Genomic DNA, 24,849 nt, shown 5'->3' on the forward strand with positions numbered 1-24,849 from the left:
GGCCCGCCAACCACTCTCCCCGGGGCCCCCCCGGGGGGGGGCCCAAAACCCCCTTCAAAATTTCGGGGGCGGCCCCCACCGGCGGCCGCCCCCCCGGCACCGCTACGAAGCCATGTTGCGGGAGCGGCCGAACAGCAGCCCGTAGACGAGCGCGCCGAGCGCACCACCCACGAGCGGGAACACCACGAACACCCAGACCTGCGCCAGCGCACCGTCCTGATAGGGCGCGACGGCCAGGCTGCGCGCCGGGTTGACCGAGGTGTTGTCGATCGGGATCGAGATCAGGTGGATGACCGCGAGCGTGATGCCGATGGACACCCCGGCCAGCGGAACGTCGGACAGCTGATCGGTGGACGCCAGCACGACGAACACCAGCAGCGCGGTCAGTACCACCTCCACGGTGATCGCGGCGGCCAACCCGTACCCGTTCTGCGTGAGCGTGCCGATCGGCCCGTCGAGTTCCACCTTCGACGGGCTGTGCGCACCCCAGCCGTTGGCGCCGAGACCGTCCCGAATCCGGTTGTAGGACGGCAGGTTCTGCGCCAGCGCGTAGACCACGGCACCGGAGGCGAACCCGCCGATCAGCTGTGCCACAACGTAATTGATCGCCGTCACCGCGCCGATCCGGCCGAGCAGCAGCTGCCCCACCGTCACCGCCGGATTCACATGGCAGCCGGACACGGGGCCGATCGAATACACCAGGAACAGCAGCGTGAACCCGAACGCCAGCGCCACCCCGAGCGCGCCGACCCGCTCCCCCGCGATCACCGCGGTACCGACACCGCCCAGCACCAGCACGAAGGTGCCGATCGCCTCGGCGAGCAATTTGCGGATCAGCGGAACCGGCCGCCGCTCGACGTCCTCCTCGACAACTTCCTGAGCAGTCGGAGACATCTGCCACCTTCCCCTTTCGTGCCGACCATCGAGAGCAGGTACTACGCGGAGAATTCGTGAACGTACGACCGGTAGGGGTCGCTCCCGTCGGACGCTACGCGAGCCGGGCCCGCTCCACAACGATCCCGCGCGGCCGCGCCGCGCTCAGCGAGGCTCGAGGCGGACCGGGAGGGCGAGCGGGCCGGTGGTGCTGATCTGCATCGCGTACGGCAGATCCGCCGGATCGCGGGCGAGTTCCAGGCGCGGGAAGTGCGTGAACAGCGCCGACAGGGCGATGCGGCTCTCCAGCCGGGCCAGCGGCGCGCCGAGACAGAAGTGCGGGCCGCGGCCGAAGGCCAGCTGATCGCGGTGGTCGTGATCGATATCGAAGGTGTCCGCGTCCGGATAGTGCCGTGCGTCCCTGCCCACGCCGCCGGTCCACAGCACCATGCTGCCCGCCGGGATGTCGACGTCGGCGACCGTGACGTCGGAACGGGCGTAGCGCATCAGCGCGCCGACGACCGACGAGTCGTAGCGCAGCACCTCCTCCACCACATCCGCCCACCGCGCCTCCGCGACCGCCCGGGCCCGCTGCTCGGGATGGGTGCACAGCACCACGATGGCGTTGCTCAGCAGGTGCACGGTCGTCTCGTGCCCCGCCACGATCACCAGCCAGAGCATGTTGATCAGTTCCTCGGTGGTGAGGTCGTTGTCCGCGTTGGCCTGCAGCAGCGCGGAGGTGAGGTCGTCGCCCGGCTCGCGGCCCTTGCGCTCGAGCAACTCGGTGAAATAGCCGATCATGCCGAGCATCGCGCCCTGGGCCTCCTCGGCGGTGGCGGTGGCCGACACGATCGCGGCGGTCCAGTCCTTGATCTGCGGCTGCTCGCTCGGCGGCACCCCGAACAGCGCGCAGATCACCCGGACCGGCAGCGGTGTCGTGAAGTGCGAGACCAGGTCGACCTCGTCATCCTCGGGGAAGTCCGCGATGAGATCCTCGGCGATCTTCCCGATGTCCGGTTCCAGACCCGCGATCCGGGCGGGCGTGAAGGCTTGGCCGATCGTCTTGCGCAGCCGCCGATGCTCGAGGCCGTCCAGGTTGAGCATGTGGTCGATATCGGTCAGGGCGCGCAGCGGCCAGTCCGCCGGGATGGTGCCGTCGCGCAGCGCCGGGCAGTTCGCCGCGTTCTTGCTGAACAGTTTGTCGTCGAGGACCGTGCTCACCGCCCGGTAGCTGACCGCGACATAGGCCGGGACACCCCCGGGCAGTTCGATCGGGACGACTTCGCCGCCCGCCCGAATCCGGGCATAGGTCGCATGGATGGATTCCCCAGCGGTTGGCAGCTGGATGACTGATTCGGTCATGGTGTCTCCCCAGTGGTTTGCGGCCGACGTCCAGGAGTGTGAACCCCCAGCGCAGGCGGCGACAGCCGTCGCGGGATCTCCTGCCCGGCACCGGAATCCGCGGGCATCAAAACGTAAGTGGCCGACGTCCGGCACCGTCGCCGGAGAAGAGGCATGAAAGCAGGTAGATTTCCTGCATCGGCATGCTTCCGACCGGGGCGATTTCACCCCGAACCGTGACAGCTGGTAACCTCGATCGTCGGCGCGGCGCTACCCAGCCGGTGTAGTGCGCCCACAGACTTCCCGAAGCATGACACCGAACTGACGACAGGAATCAGAGGAACAAGCGTGGCCAATATCAAGTCCCAGATGAAGCGGATCCGCACCAACGAGGCGGCGCGGCAGCGCAACCAGTCGGTGAAGTCCGCGCTGCGCACCTCGATCCGCAAGTTCCGCGAGGCCGCCGCGGCCGGTGAGAAGGAGAAGGCGCAGGCGCTGCTGCTGTCCGCCAGCCGCGACCTCGACAAGGCCGCCTCGAAGGGCGTCATCCACGCCAACCAGGCCGCCAACAAGAAGTCGGCGCTGTCGCTGGCCTTCAACAAGCTGGGCTGAGCCCGCGCGGTAGTCGCTACCGCACATACTTTCGCAACGCCGCCGTGGCAGAGGGTCTGTAAGCACAGACGACCACGGCGGCTTTTGTCGTGTCCGGCAGCATGATTCGCCCGGCGCGGGCGGGTCGGCTACCGTGGGCGGATGACGGGGGGGCATGGCGCAGGATCGCGGTGGCGGTCGCGGCGGGGGTGGTACTGGCCGGATGCGGCGAATCATCTTCTCCCCCACCCCCTTCCGAGCCTCCGCCCGAGCCGGTGGCGATGGAGTTGCCGGGCGCGCGGCCGCCGGGCGCGCACGGACAGCTCGACACCGCGCGCAATCCCGACTGGATGGGCGCCCTGCCCGACGATCGGCCGCTGAGCCGGATGTCGATTCCCGGCACCCACGACACCCTGTCGATCCACGGCGGTCGGGCCGGGCCCGCGGTGGTCACCCAGGAGGGGTTCGACACCGGTTGCGCTGACGCCAACTGCATTTCGAGGCAGAGCCTGCGCGTTCAGCTGGAGGCCGGTATCCGGGCCCTCGACATCCGGGTGCGCCGCGACGAGGCCGATGCGCTGGCCGTCCACCACGGGTCGTTCTACCAGCAGGCGAACCTCGACGACGTGCTGGGCGTGGTCGACGACTTCCTGACCCGGCATCCGGGCGAGACCGTGCTGATGCGGGTGAAGGCCGAATGCGGGGCCGAGGGCATCCCCTTCGGCTGTGTGGACGCCGGTGGCGTGAAGCCCGACCTGGCCCGCATCGACCGGGCGCTGGCCTCGTCCCCGCGGATCTGGCTCCCCTCCGCCACCGGCCGCGCCGAGATTCCGCCGCTGCGGGAGGTGCGCGGCAGAATCGTCATCACGCAGTTCGCCGGTGTCGACCGCGGCGAGACGCGCGGCCTCCCCCTCGACGAGCAAGACCTGTGGGACGGCCCGGACCGGGAGACCAAATGGGCCGCGATCGCCGCCCACCTGGACAAGGCGGCCACCGCCCCGCCCTCCACCCTCACCGTCAACTACCTGTCCGCCAACGGCGCCCCCGACCCCACCAAACTCCCCACCCGCTACGCCTCCTACGAAAACCAGCACACCCTCGACCATCTGCGCAGCAGGCCCGGGGCACCCGCAGGCATACTCATGACGGACTTCCCCGGCCCGGCCCTGGTCAGCGAGATAGTCCGCCACAACGTCGCATAGCGAGATCTACGTAGCTGCAATAGCTGCAATGCATGCATTGCAGCTATACTGGACTCATGACGGCACTTACGATCCGAGACGTCCCGGACGACGTTCTGAGAACCGTGAAGATCCACGCCGCACAGGTGGGCCGATCGCTCCAGGCATATATGCTCGCGCTTCTCGAACACGATGCCGCGCAGGCGAATCCGCTGATCCCTGTCGGCGAGACACGTGGTGAACGCGCGGTTCGCCGTGCCCGCGGCACAGCGAACAACCCGCAGACACGTGGGCTGTCCACCGATCAGCTCATGGAACTGCTGCGCGGTGCCTAGAACCCTCGTCGACACCTGCGTGCTTCTCGACATGCTCGGCGACGATCCGGTGTGGGGGAACTGGTCCACCGAACGGATCCGTGCGGCGATCGACGACGAGGGTATCGTGATCAACCCGATCGTGTACGCGGAGGTATCCATCCACTTCGCGAACATCGAAGATCTCGAGGCGGCACTGCCCGCGGAGGATTTCTGCCGCGAGGGCTTACCGTGGGAGGCGGGGTTCCTCGCCGGGCGGGCATTCCTGCAGTATCGGCAGAAGGGTGGCGCCAAGACTTCCCCCCTTCCCGACTTCTATATCGGGGCGCACGCGCTCCTCGACGGTTATCGGTTGCTGACGCGCAATCGCGAGGACTTCCGGAGCTACTTCCCTGCCTTGGAGATCGTCGCACCGGGCTGACTCGCCTCAGGCGCTGCCGTGCAGGTCGAGGATCTTGGTGAGGGCGTGTTCGAGGGCGAAGTCGGTGTCGGCGGCGCCGCCCTTGACATCGGCGTTCAGGGTGGCGACGACCTGCAGGGCGGTGCCGATGGTGGCGGGGGTCCAGCCGCGGGCCTGGCCCTGGGCCTTCTTGACCTTCCACGGGGGCATGCCCAGCGTCGAGGCGAGCTTGAAGGGGTCGCCGCGCCCGGCCGAGCCGACGCGGGCGATGGTGTGCACCGAATCGGCGAGGGCGTCGGCGAGCAGGACGGCCGGGACGCCGCGGTCGGTGGCCCAGCGCAGGGCCTCCATGGCACCCGGGCGGTCGCCGGAGACGGCGAGTTCGGCGACGTCGAAACCGGTCACCTCGGCGCGGCCGGAGTAGTAGCGGCGGACGGCGCCGACATCGACCCGGCCGCCGGTATCGGCGACCAGCTGTGAGCAGGCGGCGGCAAGTTCTCGCAGATCCGAGCCGACGGCCTCCAGCACCGTCTGCACCACCTCGGCGGGCACCCGGACCCCGGCGGCACGGAATTCGTTGCGTACGAACTCGATTCGCTCGCCGGTCTTGGTGATCTTGGCGCACTGGTGCACCTCGGCGCCCGCCTTCTGCAGCGCGGGGGCCAGCGCCTTGGCGCGGCCGCCGCCGGTATGCAGAATCACGAGCACCACGCCCTCGGGCGGCGACGAGGCCGCGTCGGTGATCACGGCGACCGCCTCCTTGCCCGCCTCGGCCGCCGACTCCAGGATGATCACCCGATCCTCGGCGAACAACGACGGGCTGAGCAGCTCCGCCAGCTCGGACGTGCTGGCATCACCGGCGCGCATCCGGTCCACGGGTAGCGATTCCGGGTCCGGGGCGACGGCGCGTACCCGGGCGACGATCGCGGCGACCGCGCGATCGATCAGCAATTCTTCCTCACCGAGCACGAGATGGACGGGTGCGAGGCGTTCGGTCACGGCGACGATCCTACGGGTGCCCACCGACAGCCCCACCACCACTACGGCCTCGTCCCACACCTCTCGCACGGAAGGCGGGACCCTGCGGGGAACACCGCCTATGCCAGGGCCTCGCGGTTCGCCCAGGCGACCTTGTACGGGTGCCGTGACTGCCAGCGGTGGATGACCTCGTGCAGATACTCGGCATGCCGGGAGTGATGCGAGGACGGAAATCGTGCCCCGGGGGAGGCGGTGGCTCAGCGGTGGTCGGTGCCGGGTGGTTCGGGGGTGGCGGTGCGGGTGATGCGGCGCAGGGCCGCGATGATCAGGAGCGCGGCCGTCGCTACGAGCAGGGCGCCCGGGACTCCGCTCGGCACGGTGACGGAAAGGCCCGCTGCCGCACCGCGTTCCGCGACGAACAGCAGCCACCACAGGAGCGGGGCGGTCAGCGTGAGCACCAGGACGGCCGCGGGCATCCAGAGCAGCGCCAGCACCGCGCCGACGGTCCCGAGGATGGTGATCGGGACGATCACCGGTTCGACCAGCACGTTCGCGAGGATGCCCAGAAGACCGGCGTGACCGGTCAGGGCGGCGATGATCGGCGTCGTCACCAGGAAGGCGGCCGTCGCGACGGCGCACGCCTCGGCCAGGAATCGGGGCCAGCCTCGCCGCTGCAGCCACTGAGACCAGTTGGGCGCCAGCAGGATCAGGGCGGCCGTTGCCAGGACCGACAGCGCGAATCCGGCGTCGACGGCGAGCGCGGGCAGGTACGCGAGCAGACCGAGGACCGCCGCACACAGAGCGGACAGCGCGTGTTTTCGACGCCCGGTGGCCAGGGCCAGCAGGCCGATCGCCCCCATCACCGCGGCCCGCAGCACCGACGGCGACGGCCGCGCGAGGATCACGAAAAGCACCAGGACCAGCGCCGCGAGAGCCATTCCGGCTCTGGCGTCCAGAGTCAGCGCCCGCACCGAAAACAGCACGGCGGCAAGGAGTATCGATACGTTCATGCCCGAGACCGCCGTCAGATGCGCCAGGTCGGTCTGCACGAAATTCTCGCGGACGTGGCCGGGTAGGCGGGAGACGTCGCCGACGACGAGGCCCGGCAGCAGTCCGGCGGCGTCGTCGGAGAGCGCGCGGTCGGCCGCGGCGGCGAACCGCGACCGCACCTCGCCCGCGGCGTGCTGCCACCACGGCGGCGACGCCACGCCCGTCGGCGGCCCTTGCGCGCGCAGCACGGCGACCGTGAGATCCCGCCGCCACGGCCGATCCAGTCGCGCACGGAACTCCACCCGCTGGCCCGGCAGCACCGTCTGCCACCCCGCCTCCGGGACCAGCACGAGGACCGAACCGCCCGCCCGGACAACCGTCTGCGCGTGCCGGTATTCCCGCAGGTTTGCCTGCAGCAGCCATTGCCGACCTCCGAATGCCTTGCTGGGCAGGGGTTTCGGATCGTCGACCGGCGTGACGACGACAGTCACATAGGTGCCGGGGGCCGCGACTCGCAACGGATGCGCCGCCACCCGCCCTTCGCGCCAGGCCGCGGCCGCCGCGAAGCCCGCCCCCGCCAGCACCGCCGCCAACGCCACCGCGGCGAGCATCCGGCACAGTTCGCCCCGAGCCCCGCGAATCAGCCACGCGCCCAACCCGATTCCCGCGACAACCAGCCCCACGGCCACCACGACCCCCACCCGCCACCCGGCGACAACCGCCACAATCGTCGCGCCCCAGCACACCACGGCCGCAGGCACCAGCCGCGTATCCAGCAACTCCGGCTCGACGACCGGCGCCCGCCCACCCGAGTCCTCCCCGTCCACAGCCTCCCCCATTCGTCGCCTTCGAGAAATCACACACGGTCGCCGCCGGAAATCGGCACCGAATACGCCGAGCGCCCCGTCCGGTGGTCATACCGTCACCAGGTTGCGCAGGCGGTTGAGGCGGGTGGGGCCTATTCCGGTGACCTCGGCCAGCTGGTCCACGCTGGTGAAGCGGCCGTGTTCGGTGCGCCAGGCGAGGATGGCGAGGGCGGTGGCCGGGCCGACGCCGGGCAGCGCGTCCAGTTCGGCTTCGGTGGCGGTGTTCAGGTCGACCCTCGCCGCCGGGCCGGAAGGTGCTGCGGCGCCGGAGGTTCCGCCCGGTGCGGCGGGCCGCTGCCCGCCCGGGATGACGACGCTCCCCACTCGTGGCGGGCCCGGCTGCGGCGCGACGGCACCCACGACGACCTGGTCACCATCGGCCAGACGCTGGGCCAGATTGAGGCTCCCGAGGTCCGCGCCGTCCTGCGCGACCGCCACCGCGAGGGCATCGGCGACGCGAGAGCCGGACGGTAGATGCAGCAATCCGGGATGCTCGACCAAGCCGATCACGCTGACGACCAGTTCCGATCGTCCACTCGGCGGCGCTGTACTCGATTCCGCCGCCCTCCCCGTCGGTTCCGGCGCGGTGGCGGTGCTCGTGCCCGCCGCCGAGGTGCGTACCGCGGGAAGCGGCGGAACCGGCTGTGCGACAGGGCTTTCCCGCTGCACCGCCGCGGCCGCGAGGATCACGGCGGCCACCCCGGCCGCGATCAGCACGAGCACGCCCCGCCGCCCCGGATCGAGCCGCATGCCACGCCAGCGCTCGGGAATCACTCGCTCATGCCACCGCGCCTCGCCGCCCGGCTCCCGCAGCCAGTGCGGCATACGCGGCCCCTCGGCCTCGTCCCTCCCACCGCCGCCCGCCGATCCAGCGCGACACGGCCCCTCGCCCTCCAGACGGTCCGCATCGTCATCGAACTCGGGATCCTCGCCATCCAGTTCGTCGAGATCCCAGCGCCCGCCGGGAACCGACCGCGTACCGCGCGGTTCCGATGCGATAGCCCCGAGCCGCTCCCGCACCCGCCGCCGCTCCTCGTCTCCCGCCATGCCGGTCACAGTAAGCGCCACGCCCACCGAGACTGCCCGGCCGACAAGGGCTTTCGACAACCCTGTGGACAACCGCACACCTGTGGAGAACCCGACCCCTGAGGGCACGAAACAGACTGGGGTGCCGGTTATCTCACCAGCGGTGCGTCGCACGCGTCAACGGAACGCTCTGGAAGCAAGGCTCAGGCGGACGGGCGGTGGGCGTAGTGGACCGTCTTGGCGGTCAGGAGGAAGGTGTCGGAGCGGTTGTCGATGAATTCGGGGTCCGCGGGGTCCAGTAGGCGGTTCAGGGTTGCCAGGTCGTCGGCGGCGAGGGTCTCGGCGTGCATGTGGCGGCTGCGTTCCAGCCACTGCCGGACCGAGCGGCGGGGGCCGGGGTCCAGGGGCGCGGGATGGTCCACCAGGAAGCTGCGGCTGTGGGCGTCGACCAGTCCGGCGGCGCGCAGCAGGGCGGGCCAATCCTCGGCCACCGCAACCGAATCGGGCAGTTCGGTACGCATCCGGTCGAAGCGCTGCGCCATCGCCGCATCCAGCCGGACCTGCAGACCCGGGCGGCCGAACCCGAGGTCGCGGGGCAGCCAGCGCGCCGGGAGCCCGCCTTCGGCGATGGCCAGCACGCCGCCCGGACGCAGGAGCGCGGCCATCCGCGTGAGCGCATCCAGTTGATCGCCGACGTGGTGCACGACGTTCGCCGACCACACCAGGTCGGCCTCGGGCAGGTCGGCCAGCCCGGCCGGGAACTCGGCCACCTGCGTGCGCAAGCCCACGCCGAGGTCCGCGGCCCGCTGTTCGGCGCGTGTCAGCAATTCCTTCGTCCCGTCCACCGCGATCACCTCGGCCGCGGGGAAGCGCTGCGCCAGCAGGCACGCCGCGACGCCGGGCCCGGAACCGATGTCCAGGATCCGTTGCGGATCCAGGTGCGCGAGCCGATCGAAGGCGCCGTGCAGGTAGGGGCTGTACGCCTCGCCCTCGTCCACCAGCATGTCGGCCATGGCGGCCCAGTCGAAGTCGTCGTCGTGGTTCATGGTTCGACCATGCCGCCGGACAGCTCGATCAGGCAAACATTGTTGCCGATTCGGCAAATGGTTCAGCCGCAGCCGCCCGGCACGACGAGCACGCCCACCGCGCCCGGCCCCAGATGCACGCCGAGAGTGGGCCCGAATTCCGCGGTGACCAGCTCGCGAATACCGGGAATGAGGGCCGACAGCTGGGCGGTGACGGTGTCGGCGGCCTCGGGGGCGCCGAGGTGCTGCACGGCCACGGTCGCGCCGTCCTCGCCCGCCGCGTCCACCGCGGCGGCCACGAGTTTCGCATAGGCCTTGGACCGGGTTCGCGCCTTCTCCCGCAGCTCGAGACGGCCGTCGACCATCTGCAGGATGGGTTTGGTGACCAGTTCGGTGCCGAAGAAGGCCGCCGCCGAGCTGAGGCGGCCGCCGCGGCGCAGCTGCTCGGTGCGGTTGACCACGATGAACGCCCGGCCCCGCGCGGCGGCCGAGGTGGCGGCGTCGTAGACGATATCCAATGTGGCGCCCGCATGGGCGCGGCGCGCGGCCGCCCGCACCGGCAGGCCGGTGCCGAGTCCCGCGCTCAGCGAATCCACCAGGCGCACGCGATCCGCGGCGTCCATATCCCGGATCGCCTGCCTGCCCGCCTCCCAGGTGGCCGAGAGCTGGCGCGAAATGTGCACGGCGACAACGCCGTCGCCGCCGCTGCGGGCGAGCGCGCGCTCGTAGGCGGCGCACAGTTCACCCGGTGACGGAGCGGAGGTGGTCACCGTCGAGGACGTGTAGTCGATGGGCTCGTCATCGACGCCCTCGCCGAGCGCGCGGTCATCGACCAGCACATGCAGCGGTACCACCACGATGCCCAGATCCGCGACGAGCTCCGCGGGCAGGCTGGCGGAGGAATCGGTCACCACCACGACGGCCATCGGCTACCCGGCCTCCCACGCACCCGCGACCGCCCTACACAACACCCGCGGCGGCCCGTCCGCCCGAGCACGCCTTCGCGCCACCGAGCCCACCCCACCACGCAACCGATCGCGGCCCGCACCCAGCCGCGCCCCGCCAACCACACGCAAAGCTTCGGCTCGCAACCACCCGTCCCCCACACCACGGCCCGGCCCGGCAAGCGGGCGCACAGCTTCGGCTCGCAACCACCCGTCCCCCACACCACGCCATGGCTCGGGGAGCGGCCGCATCAGTTCGGCTCGCAACGACCCGCCACCCACACCACGGCACAGCCCGGCAAGCCCACGCACCACCTCGGCTCGCAACCACCCGCCATCCGCACCACGGCCCGGCCCGGCAAGCGGGCGCACCACTTCGGCTCGCAACCACCCGCTATCCGCACCGCGCCATGGTTTGGGGAGCGGACGCATCCGTTCGGCTTGCGCCGATCCGCCACCAGCATCGCAACGCGGCCTGGCGGATTGGGCGACCAAGACATTGGCATGAAGCTGGCCGCGCCACGCACGGCGAGGTGGGCAGGCACAAGGGGGCGCCGCGACATCAGGTCGCGGGTGGGCGTCGACCGTAGGGAGGGGCGCGGGGCTCGGGGTCTCGGCGCGCGACGGCTCGGTGGGGACGCCGCGTGGTGCGCGGGCGCGGTTCATGCACCGCCCTCGGGGGCGCGGACTTCCGCCAGCACCTTGACCATGGCCCGGGCTACGGCGGTGTGGCCCTCCCAGCCCCAGTGGATGCCGTCGGGGTTGGATTCGCCGGAGAAGATGTTGTCGCGCACGGCTTCCGCCAGATCCACCAGTGGGACACCGGATTTCGCCGACCATTCACGCAGGGCACGCACCGCGGGCTCACGACCGGTGTGCACGCGACCGTACGCCTCGCAGTCGTGGACCGACGGCAGGACACCGACGAAGGGCAGGTCGGGACGCAACTGCGCCACCGCATTCCGCGCCTGCTCCAGGTAGTCGATGCTGACATGCGGCGGCAGCGCGACGGGACGGCCCAGCTTCGCCAGCCGCGGTTGCAGCCATTGGTAACCGCTGCGCACGACGCGGCGCAGGGCGGGCGGTCGCAGGTAGCGGATCTGTTCGCGCAGGGCGGTCGGCAGCGGCGACGGCAGCGAATCCATGCCGCCGGTGGCGAAGACGACCGCGCCCGCGCGCGGGACCGCCGCCCATACCCGGGGGTCGCCGATCAGCGCCCAGTAGCCGTCGCGGCAGGTCCAGCCGATCCGGGCGACCAGCTCGACGTCCCAGTCCAGTTCGGCCGCAACGAGATTCGGCCAGATCCGCGGGTCGTCGGCGGGCAGCCCGCCCTTCGGGCCGAAGTACGCCAGCGAGTCCGCGATCACGACCAGCACCGGGCGATGGGAGCCCGGTGCGGTCGCGAGGTCGTCGCGTGGCTGCGGATCGGGCGATGCCGCCCGATCGTCGGCGCCGGAATCGGCTGGGCCGGATGGGGTCACGTCGACTTTCCTCCGAACAGACGTTTCATAGCGCGCTTCAACCGCCCCCCACCGCTCTCCCCCACTGCCGCACCGGAACCCACAGGGGTCGCCGGTTCGTCCTTCCGCTCGGCACCCGCCACACCCGCACCGCCCTCAGCACCTGCCGCAGGCATACCGCCCTCAGCACCTGCCGCAGCCGAATCAGTCTGCTGCTCAGGTTCCACCGCCGCCTCGGCCTGTGCCGAGCCGCTGTCGGAGGCTGGGGGTGCCGCCTCCGGCAGTGCCGACTCGGCCTGGCTGGTGCCCGTCTGAGCGGCCGATTCGGTATCGCTGTCCGCCGCAGCCGAATCCGCACCGGCCTGCCGCTCGGGTTGCACCGCGGGGTCGGGCGTTGCGCCCTCGGCCGCTCCGTCTTTCGCTTCCGGAGACTGCTCGACCGCTTCCGACTGCGCGGCTGGCTGGTCGGCTGCGGTGCCTGCGCTCGCTGCCTCTCCGGATCCAGTGTCGGCGATCTCCTGCCGCGCAGCCGATTCCGCCACCGCCTCGACGGACGCTGTGCCCTCGCCTGACCCGGCAGCGCCACTGGGCTGGGTGTCGGCAGCCTCCTCAGCGGCCGAGGAGGTCGCAACCGCTTCCCCGATCGCAGCGGCTTCGGGAGACTCCGCCGCATCAGGGGCTGCCACCTGCCCGGGTGCCGCACCGGCCGCGGCATCAGCGCCACGGGCATCGGAGGCGGTGGACTCCTGCTGCGCAAGCGATTCCGCGGTCGGGTCCGCGTCTGCGCCATCGAAGGCTGCGGCGGTATCTCCGGTTTCGGTGTCGGCCGCCGCCCCAACGGCCGAGGAGGTCGCAACCGCTTCCCCGATCGCAGCGGCTTCGGGAGACTCTGCCGCGTCGGAGGCCGCCACCTGTCCGGGGGCCGCGCTATCGGCGGGCGCAGCGGCGGCAGCTTGTTCGGCAACGATCTCCGGATCGGCCGATTCCGCCTGCTCGGCAGGGGGCGAATCGTCCTGCGCAACCGGCGTATCCGCCGCCACCGCGGCAGCGCCATCGGGTTCGGCGGCCGCTTCGTCGTCGCCGGTGCTGTCCTGCTCGACCGGTTCCACCGGGGTCAGCGGGCCGCCGAACAGGACGTCCGGTAGGTGTCGGACGGGCATGTCGGAGGCCTTGCGGAACAGCTCGTCGGGGACGGCTCCGCCGCGTTCGAACTCCGGCTCCGGTTCCGGCTCAGCCGGTTTCGGCGCGGGCGGTTCCGGGGCCGGACCACCGAACAGGGCGTCCGGTAGGTGCCGCACGGGCCCCTCGGACGCCTTGCGGAGCAGTTCGTCGGATACCTGCCGGACCGGTTCGTCCCGGTCGTCGGAGGACTTTTCAGAGGACATCAGGTGCTACCTTTGCCGCCGCGTTCCACACATCCAGCCGCCACCCGGGCTGTTCGATGCTCGGACCGTGGCTGCTCAGCTGCACCCAGCTGGTATTGGCCAGCCCGCCGAGCACGGGCCAATTCCGCTGAGGCAACTCCAGCAGCGCAGCGGTCAGTGCCGCGATCAACCCGCCGTGCGCGACCAGGATGATGGTACGGCCGGGCCAGTCGCCGCGCGCGGCGAACAGCTCACGGACCACCGGCAGCGCGCGGGCGCCGACCTCGAGTTTGCTCTCGCCGCCCGGCGGGGTGAAATCGGCGTTCAGCCGCCAGGTCTGCCGCGCGCCCGGATGTCGCTCGTCCACCTGGATGTGCGTCAGCCCCTCCCATTCCCCGAGGCTGGTTTCCCGCAGCCGGGGATCGCGCACCACCTCGAGCCCGCAGTGGTCGGCGAGGGCCACCGCGGTGTCGTAGGCGCGCCGCAGATCCGAGGAGACGATGGCGATCGCGTCGCGACCGGCCAGTTCGCGGGCGGCGTCCTTGGCCTGGCGCCGGCCCAGCTCGCTCAGCTCGGTATCGATCTGCCCCTGCATCCGGTCGGCGGCATTCCACTCGGTCTGACCGTGCCGCAGCAGGATCAACCGGCGCACACCGGCGTGCTTGCCCGTCCGGGCGGTCGACTCGTCGGGGTCCAGCGCGCCGTCACCCGGCTCCAGGCTCACTCGGCGGCCTCGGCGTCGTCGCCGCGCGGGCCTCCGATCCCCTCGACCGGAACCTGCGGGCAGTCCTTCCACAGTCGTTCCAGCCCATAGAAATCGCGCTCGTCGCTGTGCTGGATGTGCACCACGAGCTCGACGTAGTCGAGCAGCACCCAGCGCCCCTCGCGGGTTCCCTCACGCCGCACCGGCTTGTGCCCGGCCAGCCGCAGCTTCTCCTCGACGTTGTCGACGATCGCGTTGACCTGCCGCTCGTTCGGCGCGGACGCGATCACGAAGCAGTCGGTGATCACCAGCTGCTCGGAGACGTCGAGCACCACCACGTCGGAAGCCAGCTTCTCGTCGGCCGCGCGCGCGGCGATCTGCGCCATCGCCACAGCTTCAGCAGTTGCAGTCACCCAGCTACCTTCCCGTTCCCTCCCGGCACGTACAGGTGCCGCTTCGATATGTACTGCACGACCCCGTCCGGAACGAGGTACCACACCGGCCGCCCCTCGGCGGCGCGACGGCGGCATTCGCTCGACGAGATCGCCAGGGCCGGGATCTCGATGACGGTGACCGCATCGGCCGGCATGTCCCGCAGGTGTTCGGCGAGGTGGTCGATGTTCAACTCGTACCCCGGACGGCTCACCCCGACGAACTTCGCCAGCTCGAACAGTTCCGCCCAATCCTGCCACGTCAGGATGCTCGACAGCGCGTCCGCACCCGTGATGAAGTACAGGTCGGCGTCGGGATGCTGGGATTGCAGGTCACGCAGGGTGTCGACGGTGTAGGTGACCTTGCCGCGGTCGATGTCGGCCCGGCTCACCGAGAACCGCGGATTGGATGCGGTCGCGATGACGGTCATCAGATACCGGTCCTCGGCCGGGCTGACCTTCTTGGTGGACTTCTGCCACGGCTGCCCGGTCGGGACGAATATGACTTCATCGAGGTCGAAACGGTGCGCGACCTCGCTGGCTGCCACCAGGTGCCCGTGATGGACGGGGTCGAACGTCCCGCCCATCACACCCAGTTTGCGCCGGCCTGTTTCTTGCACGAATCCCGAGCTTACTGGTCAGGGTGTGCGCGGCCGGGAACCACCGTGGGCAACGGACCACCACCCTCGGACCCGCCGCCGCACGCCCGCGGTCATGCGCCGCAACGCCGCGCCCGGCGTGGCACCGGCCCGCGCGGCGGCGGCCGAGGCGAGCAGATCGGCGTGCAGTTCACCGCAGTCGGCGTCGGCGGCGACCAGGCGGGCACCGGTGGTGAATTCCCTTGCGGCGGCGCGGTATCGGTGCATCGCCTGCAGACAGCCGCCGAACTGCTCGTGCAGGATGGCGATCTCGGCGACGGGATAGGGGATATCGGGGTGCGCGAGTGCCCGCCGGTAGAGGACGGCGGCCTCGCGGTGACGGCCCGCGCGATAATGGGTGCGGGCGGCGACGAGGGCGTGGTGGGCGGCGTCGGCCACGGACAGGCCCTGCCAGCTGTCGGCGGCGCGCACGGCGGCCGCGGCGAGGTCGAGGTCGCGGCCGGGCTGGGCGGCGACGGCGGTGACGATCAGCGAGTGCAGCCGGGCCAGCCGGTCCGTCGGCAGCACATCCGATCCGAGGACCGCCGCGCGGCGCAGTGCGGATTCGGCGCTGGCCGGGTCGCTGGACAGCCGGGAGGTGGCGAACTCGAGCAGCGTCGCGATCTCGGTGCGGCGATCCGCCGGATCCTCCCCCGGTACCGCCGCAACCCGCTGCGGATCGGCTGTACGGTTGGCGGCATCCCGCGGTCGGCTCGGCACGCGCGAATCATCGCCCCACATGCTTGGGGCCCGCTTAACAAGCGCTAATGCCGTCGAGCGTCACACCGGCAGCAGGCGACCGACGACCGTGGTCAGCTGCTTGGCCGAGCGGCATTCGTGCATCTCGATGATCTCCGCGTAGCGCTTGGCGGCGGAATCGCCTGTGCCCCACATCTTCTCCGCCTCCGGGTTCAGCCAGTAGGCGTGCTTGGCGACCTGAACGAGCCGACCCAGGCTGTCCAGGGCCGGATCGCGGTAGTTGGTGCGGGCGTCGCCGAGGATCAGCAGCGAGGTGCGGCTGGTGACCGCGTCGGGCCAGTTCTCGGCGAAACCCTCCAGGGCCGCGCCGTAATCCGAATGCCCCTCGATGCCGACCACCTTCGCCTCGGTGAAGATCCGCCGCGTCACCTGGTCCAGCGGCGTCACCTGGTCGAACAGGTGGGTGACCTCGTCGACGCGGTCGACGAACGCGAAGATGCGCACCCGGGAGAACTGCTCGCGCAGCGCGTCGACCAGCAGCATGGTGAAACTGGAGAAACCGGCCACCGAGCCCGAGATATCGCACAGCAGCACGAGATCGGGGCGGCCGGGCCGGGGTTTGCGGGCCGCGAGCTTGATCGGCACGCCGCCGGTCGACATGGATTTGCGCAGCGTCTTGCGCAGATCGATCTCCCCGCGGCGGGCGCGGCGGCGGCGCGCGGCCAGCCGCGATGCCAGCACCCGGGCCAGCCGGTGGCTGGAGCGGCGCAGCTCGGCCAGCTCGTTCTCCGAGATGCGCAGGAAGTCGGCGTCCTCGGCCTGGCGCTGCACGCCGTAGGTGGCCACGCGGTCGCGGCCGATGCGTTCGGCGACGCGGCGGCGGGTCTCGGCCTCGACGGTGGCGCGGAAGTCCTTGACGCGGCGGCGCGCGGCGCGACGGGCGATCTCGGAGTCGAATTCCGACGGACCGGAGTCCGAATCGTCCAGTCCCGCGGCCAATCCCGCGAGCAACTTGCTCACCAGCAGCTCCGGCTGCACCTCCTTGAGGGTCTGATACGCCGAGAACGAGGGTCCGTTCGCGGACCGGTACTGACCCATCTGCTCGACCATCTGCGCGGCCAGCTCCTGCAACTGCCGCGTGCGCTCCCCGGAGGGATCGGCAACGAGCAACTCCGCCAACATCTTCCGCAGTTCGATGATGTCGACCTCACCGTCGGGCTTGCGCGGGATCTCGACATCCGCGGCGCCCGCGCGCTCGCCCTGCGCCGCCGGGAACCACAGGTCGAACAGCCCGTCGAAGGTGGCGCGCTGGGAGGTGCGGCGCAGCAGCGCGCAGGCCAGGCCCTCGCGCAGCATCTCGCGGTCCATCAGGTCCAGGACCGTGAGAACCTGTCCCGCATCGACGGTTTCGGAGGGACCCACCGGGATACCGCGGGCGCGCAGGGCTTCTACGAAGCCGACGAGGTGTCCCGAGAGACCATGCGGTGCAAGGAGTTCCGGCTCTCGATTCGGCACTCCCGGCGTGCCCCGCGAGATCAGGGAGCGGGCGTTAGTGCGCTTGCCGGGCATCGGTCAGGCCAGTTTCAACTCGGACAGCGCGCGTTGGTGGTCGCTCTGGTGCTTGAGGACGACGCCGAGGGTGGCGCGCACGGTCTTGTCGTCGAGATCCTTCAATCCCAGCGCCAGCAGCGTGCGGCCCCAGTCGATCGACTCCGCGACCGACGGCAGCTTCTTCAGCTGCATCCCGCGCAGCACGTGCACGACCCGCACCAGCTGCGCCGCCACCGCGGGCTTCAGCTCCGGCACCCGGCTGGCCAGGATCTTGCGCTCGAGTTCCTCGCCCGGAAAGTCGATGTGCAGGTAGAGGCAGCGCCGCTTGAGCGCCTCGGACAGTTCGCGGGTGGCGTTGGAGGTGAGCACCGTGAACGGGCGGCGGGCGGCGGCGATGGTGCCGAGTTCGGGCACGGTGACGGCGAAGTCACTGAGCACCTCGAGCATCAGGCCCTCGATCTCGACGTCGGCCTTGTCGGCCTCGTCGATCAGCAGCACCGTGGGATCGGTGCGCCGGATCGCGGTGAGCAGCGGCCGCGACAGCAGGAATTCCTCGCTGAACACGTCGGCCTTCGTATCCTCCCAGCCGTGTTCGCTGGAGGCCTGGATGCGCAGGATCTGCTTGGCGTGGTTCCACTCGTAGAGCGCCCGCGCCTCGTCGATGCCCTCGTAGCACTGCAGCCGCACCAGCTCGGCCCCGGCGACCTGGGACACCGCGCGCGCCAGCTCGGTCTTGCCGACCCCGGCCGGACCCTCGATGAGCAGCGGTTTGCCGAGCCTGTCGGCCAGAAATACCGAGGTGGCGGTGCCCTTATCGGCCAGGTAGCCGGTCTGCGCCAGCCGCGCGATCACGTCATCGACCGATGTGAAGATGGGCTCGTGCGTTGCGGTCTGCACCGTTGCGGTCCTCCTCCGGAGCGTGCGGCCGCTCCCGTACAGCTCTACCGGCCCAGGGGCCGCGCGCGCCTATGCACCGTATAGAACGGCCGCAATCGACGGTACACAGCCCCCACCACCACCGTCGACACCAGCCCTCGACGCACTACTTGCACGTTCCCGCACCCGTTGCATGGCCCTGAACGGGGTGCGAGAACACGGAGAGGGTGCGTGGATCAGGCGGGGCGGGTTTGGCCGTCGCCCCAGACGACCCACTTGGTGGAGGTGAGTTCCGGGAGGCCCATGGGCCCGCGGGCGTGCAGCTTCTGGGTGGAGATGCCGATCTCGGCGCCGAAGCCGAACTGCTCGCCGTCGGTGAAGGCGGTGGACGCGTTGACCATGACCGCGGCCGCATCCACCCGGGCGGTGAATTCGCGTGCCGCCTTCAAGTCGGCGGTGACGATGGCCTCGGTGTGCCCGGTCCCCCAGGTGTTGATGTGCTCGACGGCCGCGTCCAGGTCGGCGACCACCTTCAGCGCGATGTCCAGGGTCAGGTACTCCTCGCCCCAGTCGGTGTCGTTCGCCGGGATCAGCCCGGGCAGGTCACCGTGCACCGTGACGCCGTGCCGCTCCAGCGCCTCGATCAGCCGCGGCACCGCGGTGGCGGCGACGGCATCGTCGATCAGCACGGTCTCGGCCGCATTGCACACGCTGGGGCGCCGGGTCTTGGCGTTGAGCAGGATCGACTCGGCCATGTCCAGGTCGGCGGCGGCGTGCACGTAGACGTGGCAGTTGCCGGTCCCGGTCTCGATGGTCGGCACCTGGGCGTCGCGGACCACGGCGTTGATCAGACCGGCGCCGCCGCGCGGGATCACCACGTCCACCAGGCCGCGCGCCCGGATCAGATGCGTGACGCTGGAGCGGTCCTCGCTGGGCAGCAGCTGCACCGCATCCTCGGGAAGTCCCTGTGCGGCAAGCGCTTCGCGCAGCACGGCGACGAGCGCCGCATTGGAATGGGCGGCCGACGACGAGCCGCGCAGCAGCGCCGCATTGCCGGACTTGAGCGCCAGCCCGAACGCGTCGACGGTGACGTTCGGCCGGGCCTCGTACACCATGCCGACCACGCCCAGCGGCACCCGCACCTGACGGATCTCCAGGCCGTTCGGCAGCGTGGAGCCCCGCACCACCACGCCGACCGGGTCCGGCAGGCCCGCGACCTGGCGCAGCCCGGAGGCGATGCCGTCGATGCGGGCCGCGGTCAGGCGCAGCCGGTCCAGCAGCGAGTCCGCGGTGCCCGCGGCGCGGGCCGTCTCGATGTCCTCGACGTTGGCGTCGAGCACCCGATCCTTGGCGGCGAGCAGCGCATCGGCGGCGGCGTGCAGCGCGGAGTTCTTCTGTTCGGTGGTGAGCTGGGCGAGCGTCCGCGACGCCACCCGGGCCCGGCGCGCCGCGTCGTGCACCACCGCGCGGACGGCGTCCTGGTCGGTGGCAGTGGGAGCAGTCATGGGCAACAGCCTACTGACCGGCCGAATCGCGATGACAAGGACGTTCCCACGGCACGAGTCCGGCTCACATCGGTGGACAGTCAATTAGCTAATTAGCATAATGACTCAGTGATGGATGTGGACCTGATCAAGGCGCTGGCGAACGACAAGCGGCTGCTGATTCTGGAGTGGCTGCGAGATCCCGAGGCGCATTTTCCGCCGCAGACCGACGGCGACCTGGTGCACGACGGCGTGTGCTCGCTGTTCATCGCCGACAAGCTCGGGGTGAGCGCCCCGACGTGCGCGCAGCATCTCAAGGTGCTCGGCCAGGCGGGACTGGTCCGGGGCACCCGGATCAAGCAGTGGGTGTTCTATCGGCGTGACGAACAACGGATCGGGCAGGCCAAGGCCATGCTCGGCGGGGAGTGGTGAGAATGACCGTCGCACAGGGTATTTCGCCCACCGAGATCGGCAGCACCTACGAGACGATCCGTCCGTATATCCGGCGCACGCCGGTGCTCCGGATCCCGCTCGCGGATCTCGGCGGTCCGCCGGGCGAGGTCACCCTGAAGCTCGAGCACGTGCAGCGCGCGGGATCGTTCAAGGCCAGGGGCGCCTTCGCCAACCTGCTGCTGCGCGACGTACCGGCGGCCGGGGTGGTCGCCGCCTCCGGTGGCAACCATGGTCTCGCTGTCGCGGATGCCGCACAGCACCTCGATATTCCGGCCCGCATCTTCGTCCCGGCCATCTCCGCCCCGGTGAAGATCGACGGAATCCGTTCACGCGGCGCCGATCTCGTGGTCGTCGGCGATCGGTACGCCGATGCGCTCGCCGCTGCCGAGGCATGGGTGGCCGGCAGCGGCGCGTTGAGCATGCATGCCTTCGATCAGCGCGAAACCCTGCTCGGCCAGGGCACCCTCGCCCTGGAGCTGGCCGAGCAGACCCCGGTGGACACCGTGCTCGTGCCGGTCGGCGGGGGCGGGCTCATCGGCGGGATCGCGGCCTACTTCGCCGGGGCTGCCCGGGTCGTCGGCGTGGAACCGGCCGGGGCGCCCACGCTGACGACGGCACTGGCGGCGGGCGGTCCGGCCGACGCACCCGCCGGGAGCATCGCCGCCGACGCCCTGGCCCCGAAACGCGTCGGGGAGTTGGTCTTTCCCCTCGCCCGCGAGTATGTCGACCGAGTCCTCCTGGTCGAGGACGACGACATTCGCGAGGCCCAGCGAGCGCTGTGGCGCGCCGCTCGGCTACCCGTCGAACCGGCGGCCGCCACCGCGCTCGCCGCACTGCTGTCCGGCCGCTATGGGCCCGCCCCGGACGAGCAGGTAGCGGTGGTCCTCAGCGGCGCCAACACCGCACTCGGCGGCGAATTTCGCGACGCCACAACCGATTCCGGGTGAAAGTCCGCAACGCCGCAACCAATGCCGGAGACGACACCAACAGCGCCACAACCAACGCCGGAGACGACACCACCAGCGCGCAACCAATGCTGGAGAGGACGTCCGTAGCGTTGCAACCGATGACGGAGCGCATACCCCCGTGGGCAAGGTTTGAGAGCAGGTTCTCGGTGGTGGCTCGCCGAGAACCGCGTCGGGCGAGTTCGTGGGATGGGCGGGGCGCTACGGTGCGGGTATGGCACGCATCGTGGTGGTGGGCAGCATCAACATGGATCTGGTGACGACGACCGGGCGGCGGCCGGAGCCCGGGGAGACGGTGCTGGGGCGCGGGTTCGAGATGGTGCCCGGCGGGAAGGGGTCCAATCAGGCGATCGCGGCGCGGCGGGCCGGGGCGGAGGTCGACTTCGTGGGGGCCGTCGGGGACGACCTGTTCGCCGCCGAACTGCGCGCGGTGCTGGATGACGCCGAAGTGGGAACGCGGCGGCTGCGGTCCGTCGCCGGGCCCAGCGGGGCCGCCTCGATCGTGGTGGATTCGGAGGGCGAGAACAGCATCATCGTGGTCGGCGGCGCGAATGCGGCGATGACCGAGCTCGCGGACGGGGATCTCGCGGCGATCGCCGACGCGGACGTGCTGCTGTGCCAATTGGAGATACCGGTTCCCACCGTGCTCGCGGCCACCCGGCACGCGCGGACCTCCGGCACGACGGTGCTGCTCAATCCCTCACCCGCACAAGAACTCCCACCGGAATTCTGGTCCGAGGTCGATATCGCGGTGGTGAACGAGGGCGAGCGGGCACGGCTGGGCTCGGCGCTGGACCACGTCGCGCACGTGGTCGTCACTCGCGGCGCGGACGGTGCGGTCTACCGCGGGCCCGAGGGCGAGTTCGGCCATCCCGGTGTTCCGGTCCGCGCGGTCGACACCACGGGCGCCGGAGACACTTTCACCGGAGCCCTCGCCGCGCACTGGCACGAGGGACCGGCCACCGCCCTCGCCTGGGCGTGCACCGCGGGAGCCCTCGCCACGACGAAACTCGGTGCCAGCGCGTCCATTCCGAGCCGAACCGAGATCGAGGCCGCGCTCCCGGCACGACGATCCGGAGGGTAGGCCGCCCGGCAGAGGCGATCAAGAGCGACTCACCGCTCGTTGTGGTTCAACGGAATTGAGCGGCGTTCGCGGCGGCCCATTCGGCGAAGGTGGTCGCGGGGCGGCCGGTGAGGTCGGCGACGGCGGTCGTGGCGACCTGCGGGTGGTCCACCATCGCGGCCATACCGTCGACGTACCATTCGGCGTACTCCCCCATCGCCGGCTGCAGCATGCCGATCGCCTCCGCGCGGGACACGGTCAGGAACGACAGGTCACGCCCCAGCGCCGCGCCCAGCTGGCGGACACGCTCTGCCCGAGTGAGGGTTTCGGGCCCCGTGAGGTCGTAGGTGACGCCGTCGTGGCCGTCCTGGGTCAGCACCGTCGCGGCGACGCGGGCGATATCGTCCATCGCGATCGGCGCGTTCGCCGCTTCCGGGTACGGTTCGCGCACCGCGCCGGTGGCCCGCACCTGATCCGCCCACATCGCGGTGTTCTCCATGAATTCGCCCGCGTACAGATGTGTCCAGCCCACGCCCGACTTCTCCACCGCCCGGGCGATCGGCTGCCAGTCGGTGCTCTCGTCGCCGGACAGGTCGACGATGCGGCGGATCCCGGCCTGCCGGGCCAGGTCGACGACCTCGGTCACGGTTTCCAGGACGGGCGCCAGATACATTCGTTCCACGCCCTCGAACGCCGCGGGCAGCGACGACAGCCGGCGTAGGTAGCCGCGCACCACCTCCACGCCCTCGGGTAGTTCCGCCCGCTCCGGGTGATTCGACAGGGCGCGAATATCGTCCGCGCCCAGCGCGAGCAGGTGATCGACCACTTTCCGACCGATGTTCCCGGTGGCTCCGGTGACCAGAATCTTCATGGGGCACAGAGTAGTTGCCCACGACCCCGCGAAGCATATGGCAATTTTCGGCGTCAGCCGGTGGGGAGATCTCGGCTCGCCGACGACGGGGCACGCCAGCGACGGGGCGGCACACCGTGTTCGCGGCGGAACAGGCGGGTGAAGTATCCGGGATCGGAAATCCCCACGCGCCGTGCGACTTCGGAGATCGGCAACTCGGTGTCGGACAGCAGGCGTCGCGCCTGGGCCATGCGGCGCTCGATGATCCAGTCCTGGACCGTGCGTCCGGTCCGGCGACGGACCACGGTGGTCAGATGGCCGGGTGACATCCCGACCGCCTCCGCCACCTGACGCAGCGACAGCGGTTGTCCGTGCCGCTTGTCGATCACGTCGAACACCTCGGCGAGCAGGGGTTCGCCGCTGCGGCGCAGATCGCCTACCACATCGGCGGCCAGGCGGGCCAGGTCGATGAGCAGCAGCGTCAGATGCGCCGACGCCGCCTGCCGATACCCCTCGCGCCGGTCGGCGAGTTCGGTCTCGATGGCCGCGATGGTGCCGTCCCACAGCGCCCGGTGGCTCGCTGGCACCGTCAGCCGCAGCACGCCGCCGCGCCGCTCGTGCAGGAACGGGAACAGCAGGGGATGCGATCGCCACGCGGGCCACGGGATACGTCCCCCGCCGCCGAGCGCCGCGGGATCGAAGAACACGGCGACACCACCCTCGACCAACTCGATCGCGTTACCATCGACGACCTGCCCGGCGCCGATCACATACACCACGGCGGCATCGGCCACGTACCAGAGCCCGGGAAAATCGTGGATGTGCGGCGGGATGTCCCTGCGGGTGCGCATATCCAGGCGCAGCGTCGAGACGGGTGGCGTCACCCCGTCGTATCGATAGTCGAACACGGGCACGCCGCGCCGGTGGCGCACCATCCGAGTCGGCCCGGTCACGAAACCCGCCCCGGCCGTGTCACCGCCCTCTGCCATAGAACCGAAGATAGTCCTATTTCTACCGACTATCGCCCCACTTCGCCGAACCATCCCAAATCATCATGTGAGGTATGACCGAACATCGTCCACATTCCGTCACTCACGCCATGGGAAACCGGCACGACTACCTGCCCGCCGCCGGGCGCGACGCGCTGCTCCCGACCTACGATCTGATGTCGCTGCTGTTCGGCGCGCCCCGGCTGCACAAGCGGCTGATCGGGCATGCCGAACTGCGCGACGACCACCGTATCCTCGAAGTCGGTTGCGGCACCGGCAATCTCACGCTCCGGGCCAAACGCGCGCGGCCCGCGGCGGAGGTGATCGGCTCGGATCCCGACCTCCGTGCCCTGGCCCGTGCCGAGCGGAAGGCCAAGGGGCTGCGGGGAATTCGCTTCGATCACGCCTACGCGCAGGAACTTCCCTATGCGGACGGTGAATTCGATCGGGTGCTGTCGTCGCTGATGCTGCACCATCTCGAGACCGAGACCAAGATCGCCATGGCCGCCGAGATACTGCGGGTGCTGCGACCCGGCGGCCGGTTGCATCTGGTCGACATCGGCGGGCCGATGACACCGGCCGACGGTCTGTCGGCGCGGATGATGCTGCGCACCGGCCACGTCGCCGACAATCTCGGTGACGGCATCCCCCGGCTGCTGCGCGACGCCGGATTCGACTGCGCCGTGGTCGATTCCCATCCGCACCGCCGCATCGGCCGCGTCACCTACTACCGCGCCACGCGCCCGGCGTGAGTGCCGGGCCGGACGTCACGCGCCCGGCCCGGTGTCGCCCGC

The 24,849-nt window shown here is 70.6% G+C and carries 26 protein-coding genes; 8 read left to right on the top strand and 18 right to left on the bottom strand.

Annotated elements, in window-relative coordinates; all coding sequences use genetic code 11:
- Nucleotides 1-102 precede the first annotated feature (102 nt).
- Both QH290_RS14140 and QH290_RS14145 read right to left on the bottom strand, forming a co-directional pair.
- Nucleotides 103-894, bottom strand: a complete 792-nt coding sequence (locus QH290_RS14140; RefSeq protein ID WP_280269268.1) for an aquaporin — start codon at nt 892-894, stop codon at nt 103-105.
- A gap of 144 nt (nt 895-1,038) precedes the next feature.
- The gene (locus QH290_RS14145; protein ID WP_280383235.1) at nt 1,039-2,235 is read right to left on the bottom strand and encodes a cytochrome P450 family protein; all 1,197 of its coding nucleotides are present in this window, start codon (nt 2,233-2,235) and stop codon (nt 1,039-1,041) included.
- Between the two features lie 327 nt (nt 2,236-2,562).
- On the opposite strand from QH290_RS14145, the gene rpsT reads away from it, so the two are divergent.
- From rpsT to QH290_RS14165, 4 genes are all read left to right on the top strand, one after another.
- Nucleotides 2,563-2,826 carry a 30S ribosomal protein S20 gene (rpsT, locus tag QH290_RS14150; protein WP_280269270.1) on the top strand — a complete coding sequence of 88 codons (264 nt, stop codon included), beginning with the start codon at nt 2,563-2,565 and terminating at the stop codon, nt 2,824-2,826.
- 260 nt (nt 2,827-3,086) lie between these two features.
- Complete coding sequence (locus QH290_RS14155; protein WP_280383258.1) at nt 3,087-4,007, top strand: phosphatidylinositol-specific phospholipase C; 921 nt, start codon at nt 3,087-3,089, stop codon at nt 4,005-4,007.
- 56 nt (nt 4,008-4,063) lie between these two features.
- Nucleotides 4,064-4,321 carry a FitA-like ribbon-helix-helix domain-containing protein gene (locus tag QH290_RS14160; RefSeq protein WP_280269272.1) on the top strand — a complete coding sequence of 86 codons (258 nt, stop codon included), beginning with the start codon at nt 4,064-4,066 and terminating at the stop codon, nt 4,319-4,321.
- Entirely contained in the window at nt 4,314-4,721 is a 408-nt protein-coding gene (locus QH290_RS14165; RefSeq protein ID WP_280269273.1) for a type II toxin-antitoxin system VapC family toxin, read from the top strand. Before QH290_RS14160 ends, QH290_RS14165 begins: the two co-directional genes overlap by 8 nt.
- Nucleotides 4,722-4,727: 6 nt before the next feature.
- Here QH290_RS14165 and holA read toward each other — a convergent pair whose 3' ends face one another.
- From holA to QH290_RS14235, 14 genes are all read right to left on the bottom strand, one after another.
- Entirely contained in the window at nt 4,728-5,699 is a 972-nt protein-coding gene (gene holA, locus QH290_RS14170) for a DNA polymerase III subunit delta (protein WP_280269274.1), read from the bottom strand.
- Nucleotides 5,700-5,935: 236 nt separating this feature from the next.
- Nucleotides 5,936-7,507 carry a ComEC/Rec2 family competence protein gene (locus QH290_RS14175; protein WP_280383236.1) on the bottom strand — a complete coding sequence of 524 codons (1,572 nt, stop codon included), beginning with the start codon at nt 7,505-7,507 and terminating at the stop codon, nt 5,936-5,938.
- A 75-nt stretch (nt 7,508-7,582) separates the two neighbouring features.
- Nucleotides 7,583-8,581: a ComEA family DNA-binding protein gene (locus QH290_RS14180; protein ID WP_280383237.1), complete on the bottom strand. Its 999-nt coding sequence runs from the start codon at nt 8,579-8,581 to the stop codon at nt 7,583-7,585.
- Between the two features lie 182 nt (nt 8,582-8,763).
- On the bottom strand, nt 8,764-9,606 hold the full coding sequence (locus QH290_RS14185) for a methyltransferase domain-containing protein (protein WP_280383238.1): 843 nt from the start codon (nt 9,604-9,606) through the stop codon (nt 8,764-8,766).
- A gap of 62 nt (nt 9,607-9,668) precedes the next feature.
- Complete coding sequence (locus QH290_RS14190) at nt 9,669-10,511, bottom strand: DegV family protein (protein ID WP_280383239.1); 843 nt, start codon at nt 10,509-10,511, stop codon at nt 9,669-9,671.
- 680 nt (nt 10,512-11,191) lie between these two features.
- Nucleotides 11,192-11,905, bottom strand: coding sequence for a diglucosylglycerate octanoyltransferase (gene octT, locus QH290_RS14195; RefSeq protein ID WP_280383260.1), 714 nt, complete (start codon nt 11,903-11,905; stop codon nt 11,192-11,194).
- A gap of 101 nt (nt 11,906-12,006) precedes the next feature.
- Complete coding sequence (locus tag QH290_RS14200; RefSeq protein ID WP_280383240.1) at nt 12,007-13,287, bottom strand: hypothetical protein; 1,281 nt, start codon at nt 13,285-13,287, stop codon at nt 12,007-12,009.
- A 76-nt stretch (nt 13,288-13,363) separates the two neighbouring features.
- On the bottom strand, nt 13,364-14,050 hold the full coding sequence (locus QH290_RS14205) for a histidine phosphatase family protein (RefSeq protein WP_280269298.1): 687 nt from the start codon (nt 14,048-14,050) through the stop codon (nt 13,364-13,366).
- A 23-nt stretch (nt 14,051-14,073) separates the two neighbouring features.
- A complete protein-coding gene (gene rsfS, locus QH290_RS14210; protein WP_280383241.1) occupies nt 14,074-14,469 on the bottom strand; it encodes a ribosome silencing factor in 396 nt (131 codons plus the stop codon).
- Nucleotides 14,466-15,107, bottom strand: coding sequence for a nicotinate-nucleotide adenylyltransferase (nadD, locus tag QH290_RS14215; RefSeq protein ID WP_280269281.1), 642 nt, complete (start codon nt 15,105-15,107; stop codon nt 14,466-14,468). Before nadD ends, rsfS begins: the two co-directional genes overlap by 4 nt.
- A gap of 18 nt (nt 15,108-15,125) precedes the next feature.
- Nucleotides 15,126-15,845: a hypothetical protein gene (locus QH290_RS14220; RefSeq protein ID WP_280383242.1), complete on the bottom strand. Its 720-nt coding sequence runs from the start codon at nt 15,843-15,845 to the stop codon at nt 15,126-15,128.
- A 60-nt stretch (nt 15,846-15,905) separates the two neighbouring features.
- Nucleotides 15,906-17,393, bottom strand: coding sequence for a vWA domain-containing protein (locus QH290_RS14225; protein WP_425301869.1), 1,488 nt, complete (start codon nt 17,391-17,393; stop codon nt 15,906-15,908).
- 3 nt (nt 17,394-17,396) lie between these two features.
- Nucleotides 17,397-18,272, bottom strand: a complete 876-nt coding sequence (locus QH290_RS14230) for an AAA family ATPase (protein ID WP_280269284.1) — start codon at nt 18,270-18,272, stop codon at nt 17,397-17,399.
- 215 nt (nt 18,273-18,487) lie between these two features.
- The gene (locus tag QH290_RS14235) at nt 18,488-19,756 is read right to left on the bottom strand and encodes a glutamate-5-semialdehyde dehydrogenase (protein ID WP_280269285.1); all 1,269 of its coding nucleotides are present in this window, start codon (nt 19,754-19,756) and stop codon (nt 18,488-18,490) included.
- Between the two features lie 111 nt (nt 19,757-19,867).
- Here QH290_RS14235 and QH290_RS14240 point away from each other — a divergent pair, with 111 nt between their 5' ends.
- From QH290_RS14240 to QH290_RS14250, 3 genes are all read left to right on the top strand, one after another.
- Complete coding sequence (locus QH290_RS14240) at nt 19,868-20,167, top strand: ArsR/SmtB family transcription factor (protein WP_280269299.1); 300 nt, start codon at nt 19,868-19,870, stop codon at nt 20,165-20,167.
- Between the two features lie 2 nt (nt 20,168-20,169).
- Complete coding sequence (locus QH290_RS14245; protein ID WP_280383244.1) at nt 20,170-21,135, top strand: serine/threonine dehydratase; 966 nt, start codon at nt 20,170-20,172, stop codon at nt 21,133-21,135.
- Between the two features lie 232 nt (nt 21,136-21,367).
- Nucleotides 21,368-22,237, top strand: coding sequence for a ribokinase (locus tag QH290_RS14250; RefSeq protein WP_280383246.1), 870 nt, complete (start codon nt 21,368-21,370; stop codon nt 22,235-22,237).
- Between the two features lie 46 nt (nt 22,238-22,283).
- On the opposite strand, the gene QH290_RS14255 is transcribed toward QH290_RS14250, so the two are convergent.
- Nucleotides 22,284-23,087, bottom strand: coding sequence for an NAD(P)H-binding protein (locus QH290_RS14255; RefSeq protein ID WP_280383248.1), 804 nt, complete (start codon nt 23,085-23,087; stop codon nt 22,284-22,286).
- A 53-nt stretch (nt 23,088-23,140) separates the two neighbouring features.
- On the bottom strand, nt 23,141-24,055 hold the full coding sequence (locus QH290_RS14260) for a helix-turn-helix transcriptional regulator (protein WP_280383250.1): 915 nt from the start codon (nt 24,053-24,055) through the stop codon (nt 23,141-23,143).
- Nucleotides 24,056-24,129: 74 nt separating this feature from the next.
- On the opposite strand from QH290_RS14260, the gene QH290_RS14265 reads away from it, so the two are divergent.
- Nucleotides 24,130-24,807: a class I SAM-dependent methyltransferase gene (locus QH290_RS14265; RefSeq protein ID WP_280383252.1), complete on the top strand. Its 678-nt coding sequence runs from the start codon at nt 24,130-24,132 to the stop codon at nt 24,805-24,807.
- Nucleotides 24,808-24,849: the final 42 nt, after the last annotated feature.

This window comes from Nocardia wallacei (genome assembly GCF_029869545.1).
GTDB classification, from domain to species: Bacteria; Actinomycetota; Actinomycetes; order Mycobacteriales; family Mycobacteriaceae; genus Nocardia; species Nocardia wallacei_A.

Excerpts from the sequence above, each read along its gene's own strand:
- QH290_RS14145 (WP_280383235.1), bottom strand. The coding sequence starts at position 2,235 with ATGACCGAATCAGTCATCCAGCTGCCAACCGCTGGGGAATCCATCCAT.
- QH290_RS14225 (WP_425301869.1), bottom strand. The coding sequence starts at position 17,393 with ATGCCCGGCAAGCGCACTAACGCCCGCTCCCTGATCTCGCGGGGCACG.
- QH290_RS14265 (WP_280383252.1), top strand. The coding sequence starts at position 24,130 with ATGACCGAACATCGTCCACATTCCGTCACTCACGCCATGGGAAACCGG.
- QH290_RS14245 (WP_280383244.1), top strand. The coding sequence starts at position 20,170 with ATGACCGTCGCACAGGGTATTTCGCCCACCGAGATCGGCAGCACCTAC.
- QH290_RS14155 (WP_280383258.1), top strand. The coding sequence starts at position 3,087 with ATGGAGTTGCCGGGCGCGCGGCCGCCGGGCGCGCACGGACAGCTCGAC.
- QH290_RS14140 (WP_280269268.1), bottom strand. The coding sequence starts at position 894 with ATGTCTCCGACTGCTCAGGAAGTTGTCGAGGAGGACGTCGAGCGGCGG.
- QH290_RS14255 (WP_280383248.1), bottom strand. The coding sequence starts at position 23,087 with ATGAAGATTCTGGTCACCGGAGCCACCGGGAACATCGGTCGGAAAGTG.
- QH290_RS14175 (WP_280383236.1), bottom strand. The coding sequence starts at position 7,507 with ATGGGGGAGGCTGTGGACGGGGAGGACTCGGGTGGGCGGGCGCCGGTC.
- QH290_RS14260 (WP_280383250.1), bottom strand. The coding sequence starts at position 24,055 with ATGGCAGAGGGCGGTGACACGGCCGGGGCGGGTTTCGTGACCGGGCCG.
- QH290_RS14250 (WP_280383246.1), top strand. The coding sequence starts at position 21,368 with ATGGCACGCATCGTGGTGGTGGGCAGCATCAACATGGATCTGGTGACG.
- QH290_RS14240 (WP_280269299.1), top strand. The coding sequence starts at position 19,868 with ATGGATGTGGACCTGATCAAGGCGCTGGCGAACGACAAGCGGCTGCTG.
- QH290_RS14160 (WP_280269272.1), top strand. The coding sequence starts at position 4,064 with ATGACGGCACTTACGATCCGAGACGTCCCGGACGACGTTCTGAGAACC.
- QH290_RS14235 (WP_280269285.1), bottom strand. The coding sequence starts at position 19,756 with ATGACTGCTCCCACTGCCACCGACCAGGACGCCGTCCGCGCGGTGGTG.
- QH290_RS14180 (WP_280383237.1), bottom strand. The coding sequence starts at position 8,581 with ATGGCGGGAGACGAGGAGCGGCGGCGGGTGCGGGAGCGGCTCGGGGCT.
- QH290_RS14190 (WP_280383239.1), bottom strand. The coding sequence starts at position 10,511 with ATGGCCGTCGTGGTGGTGACCGATTCCTCCGCCAGCCTGCCCGCGGAG.
- QH290_RS14185 (WP_280383238.1), bottom strand. The coding sequence starts at position 9,606 with ATGAACCACGACGACGACTTCGACTGGGCCGCCATGGCCGACATGCTG.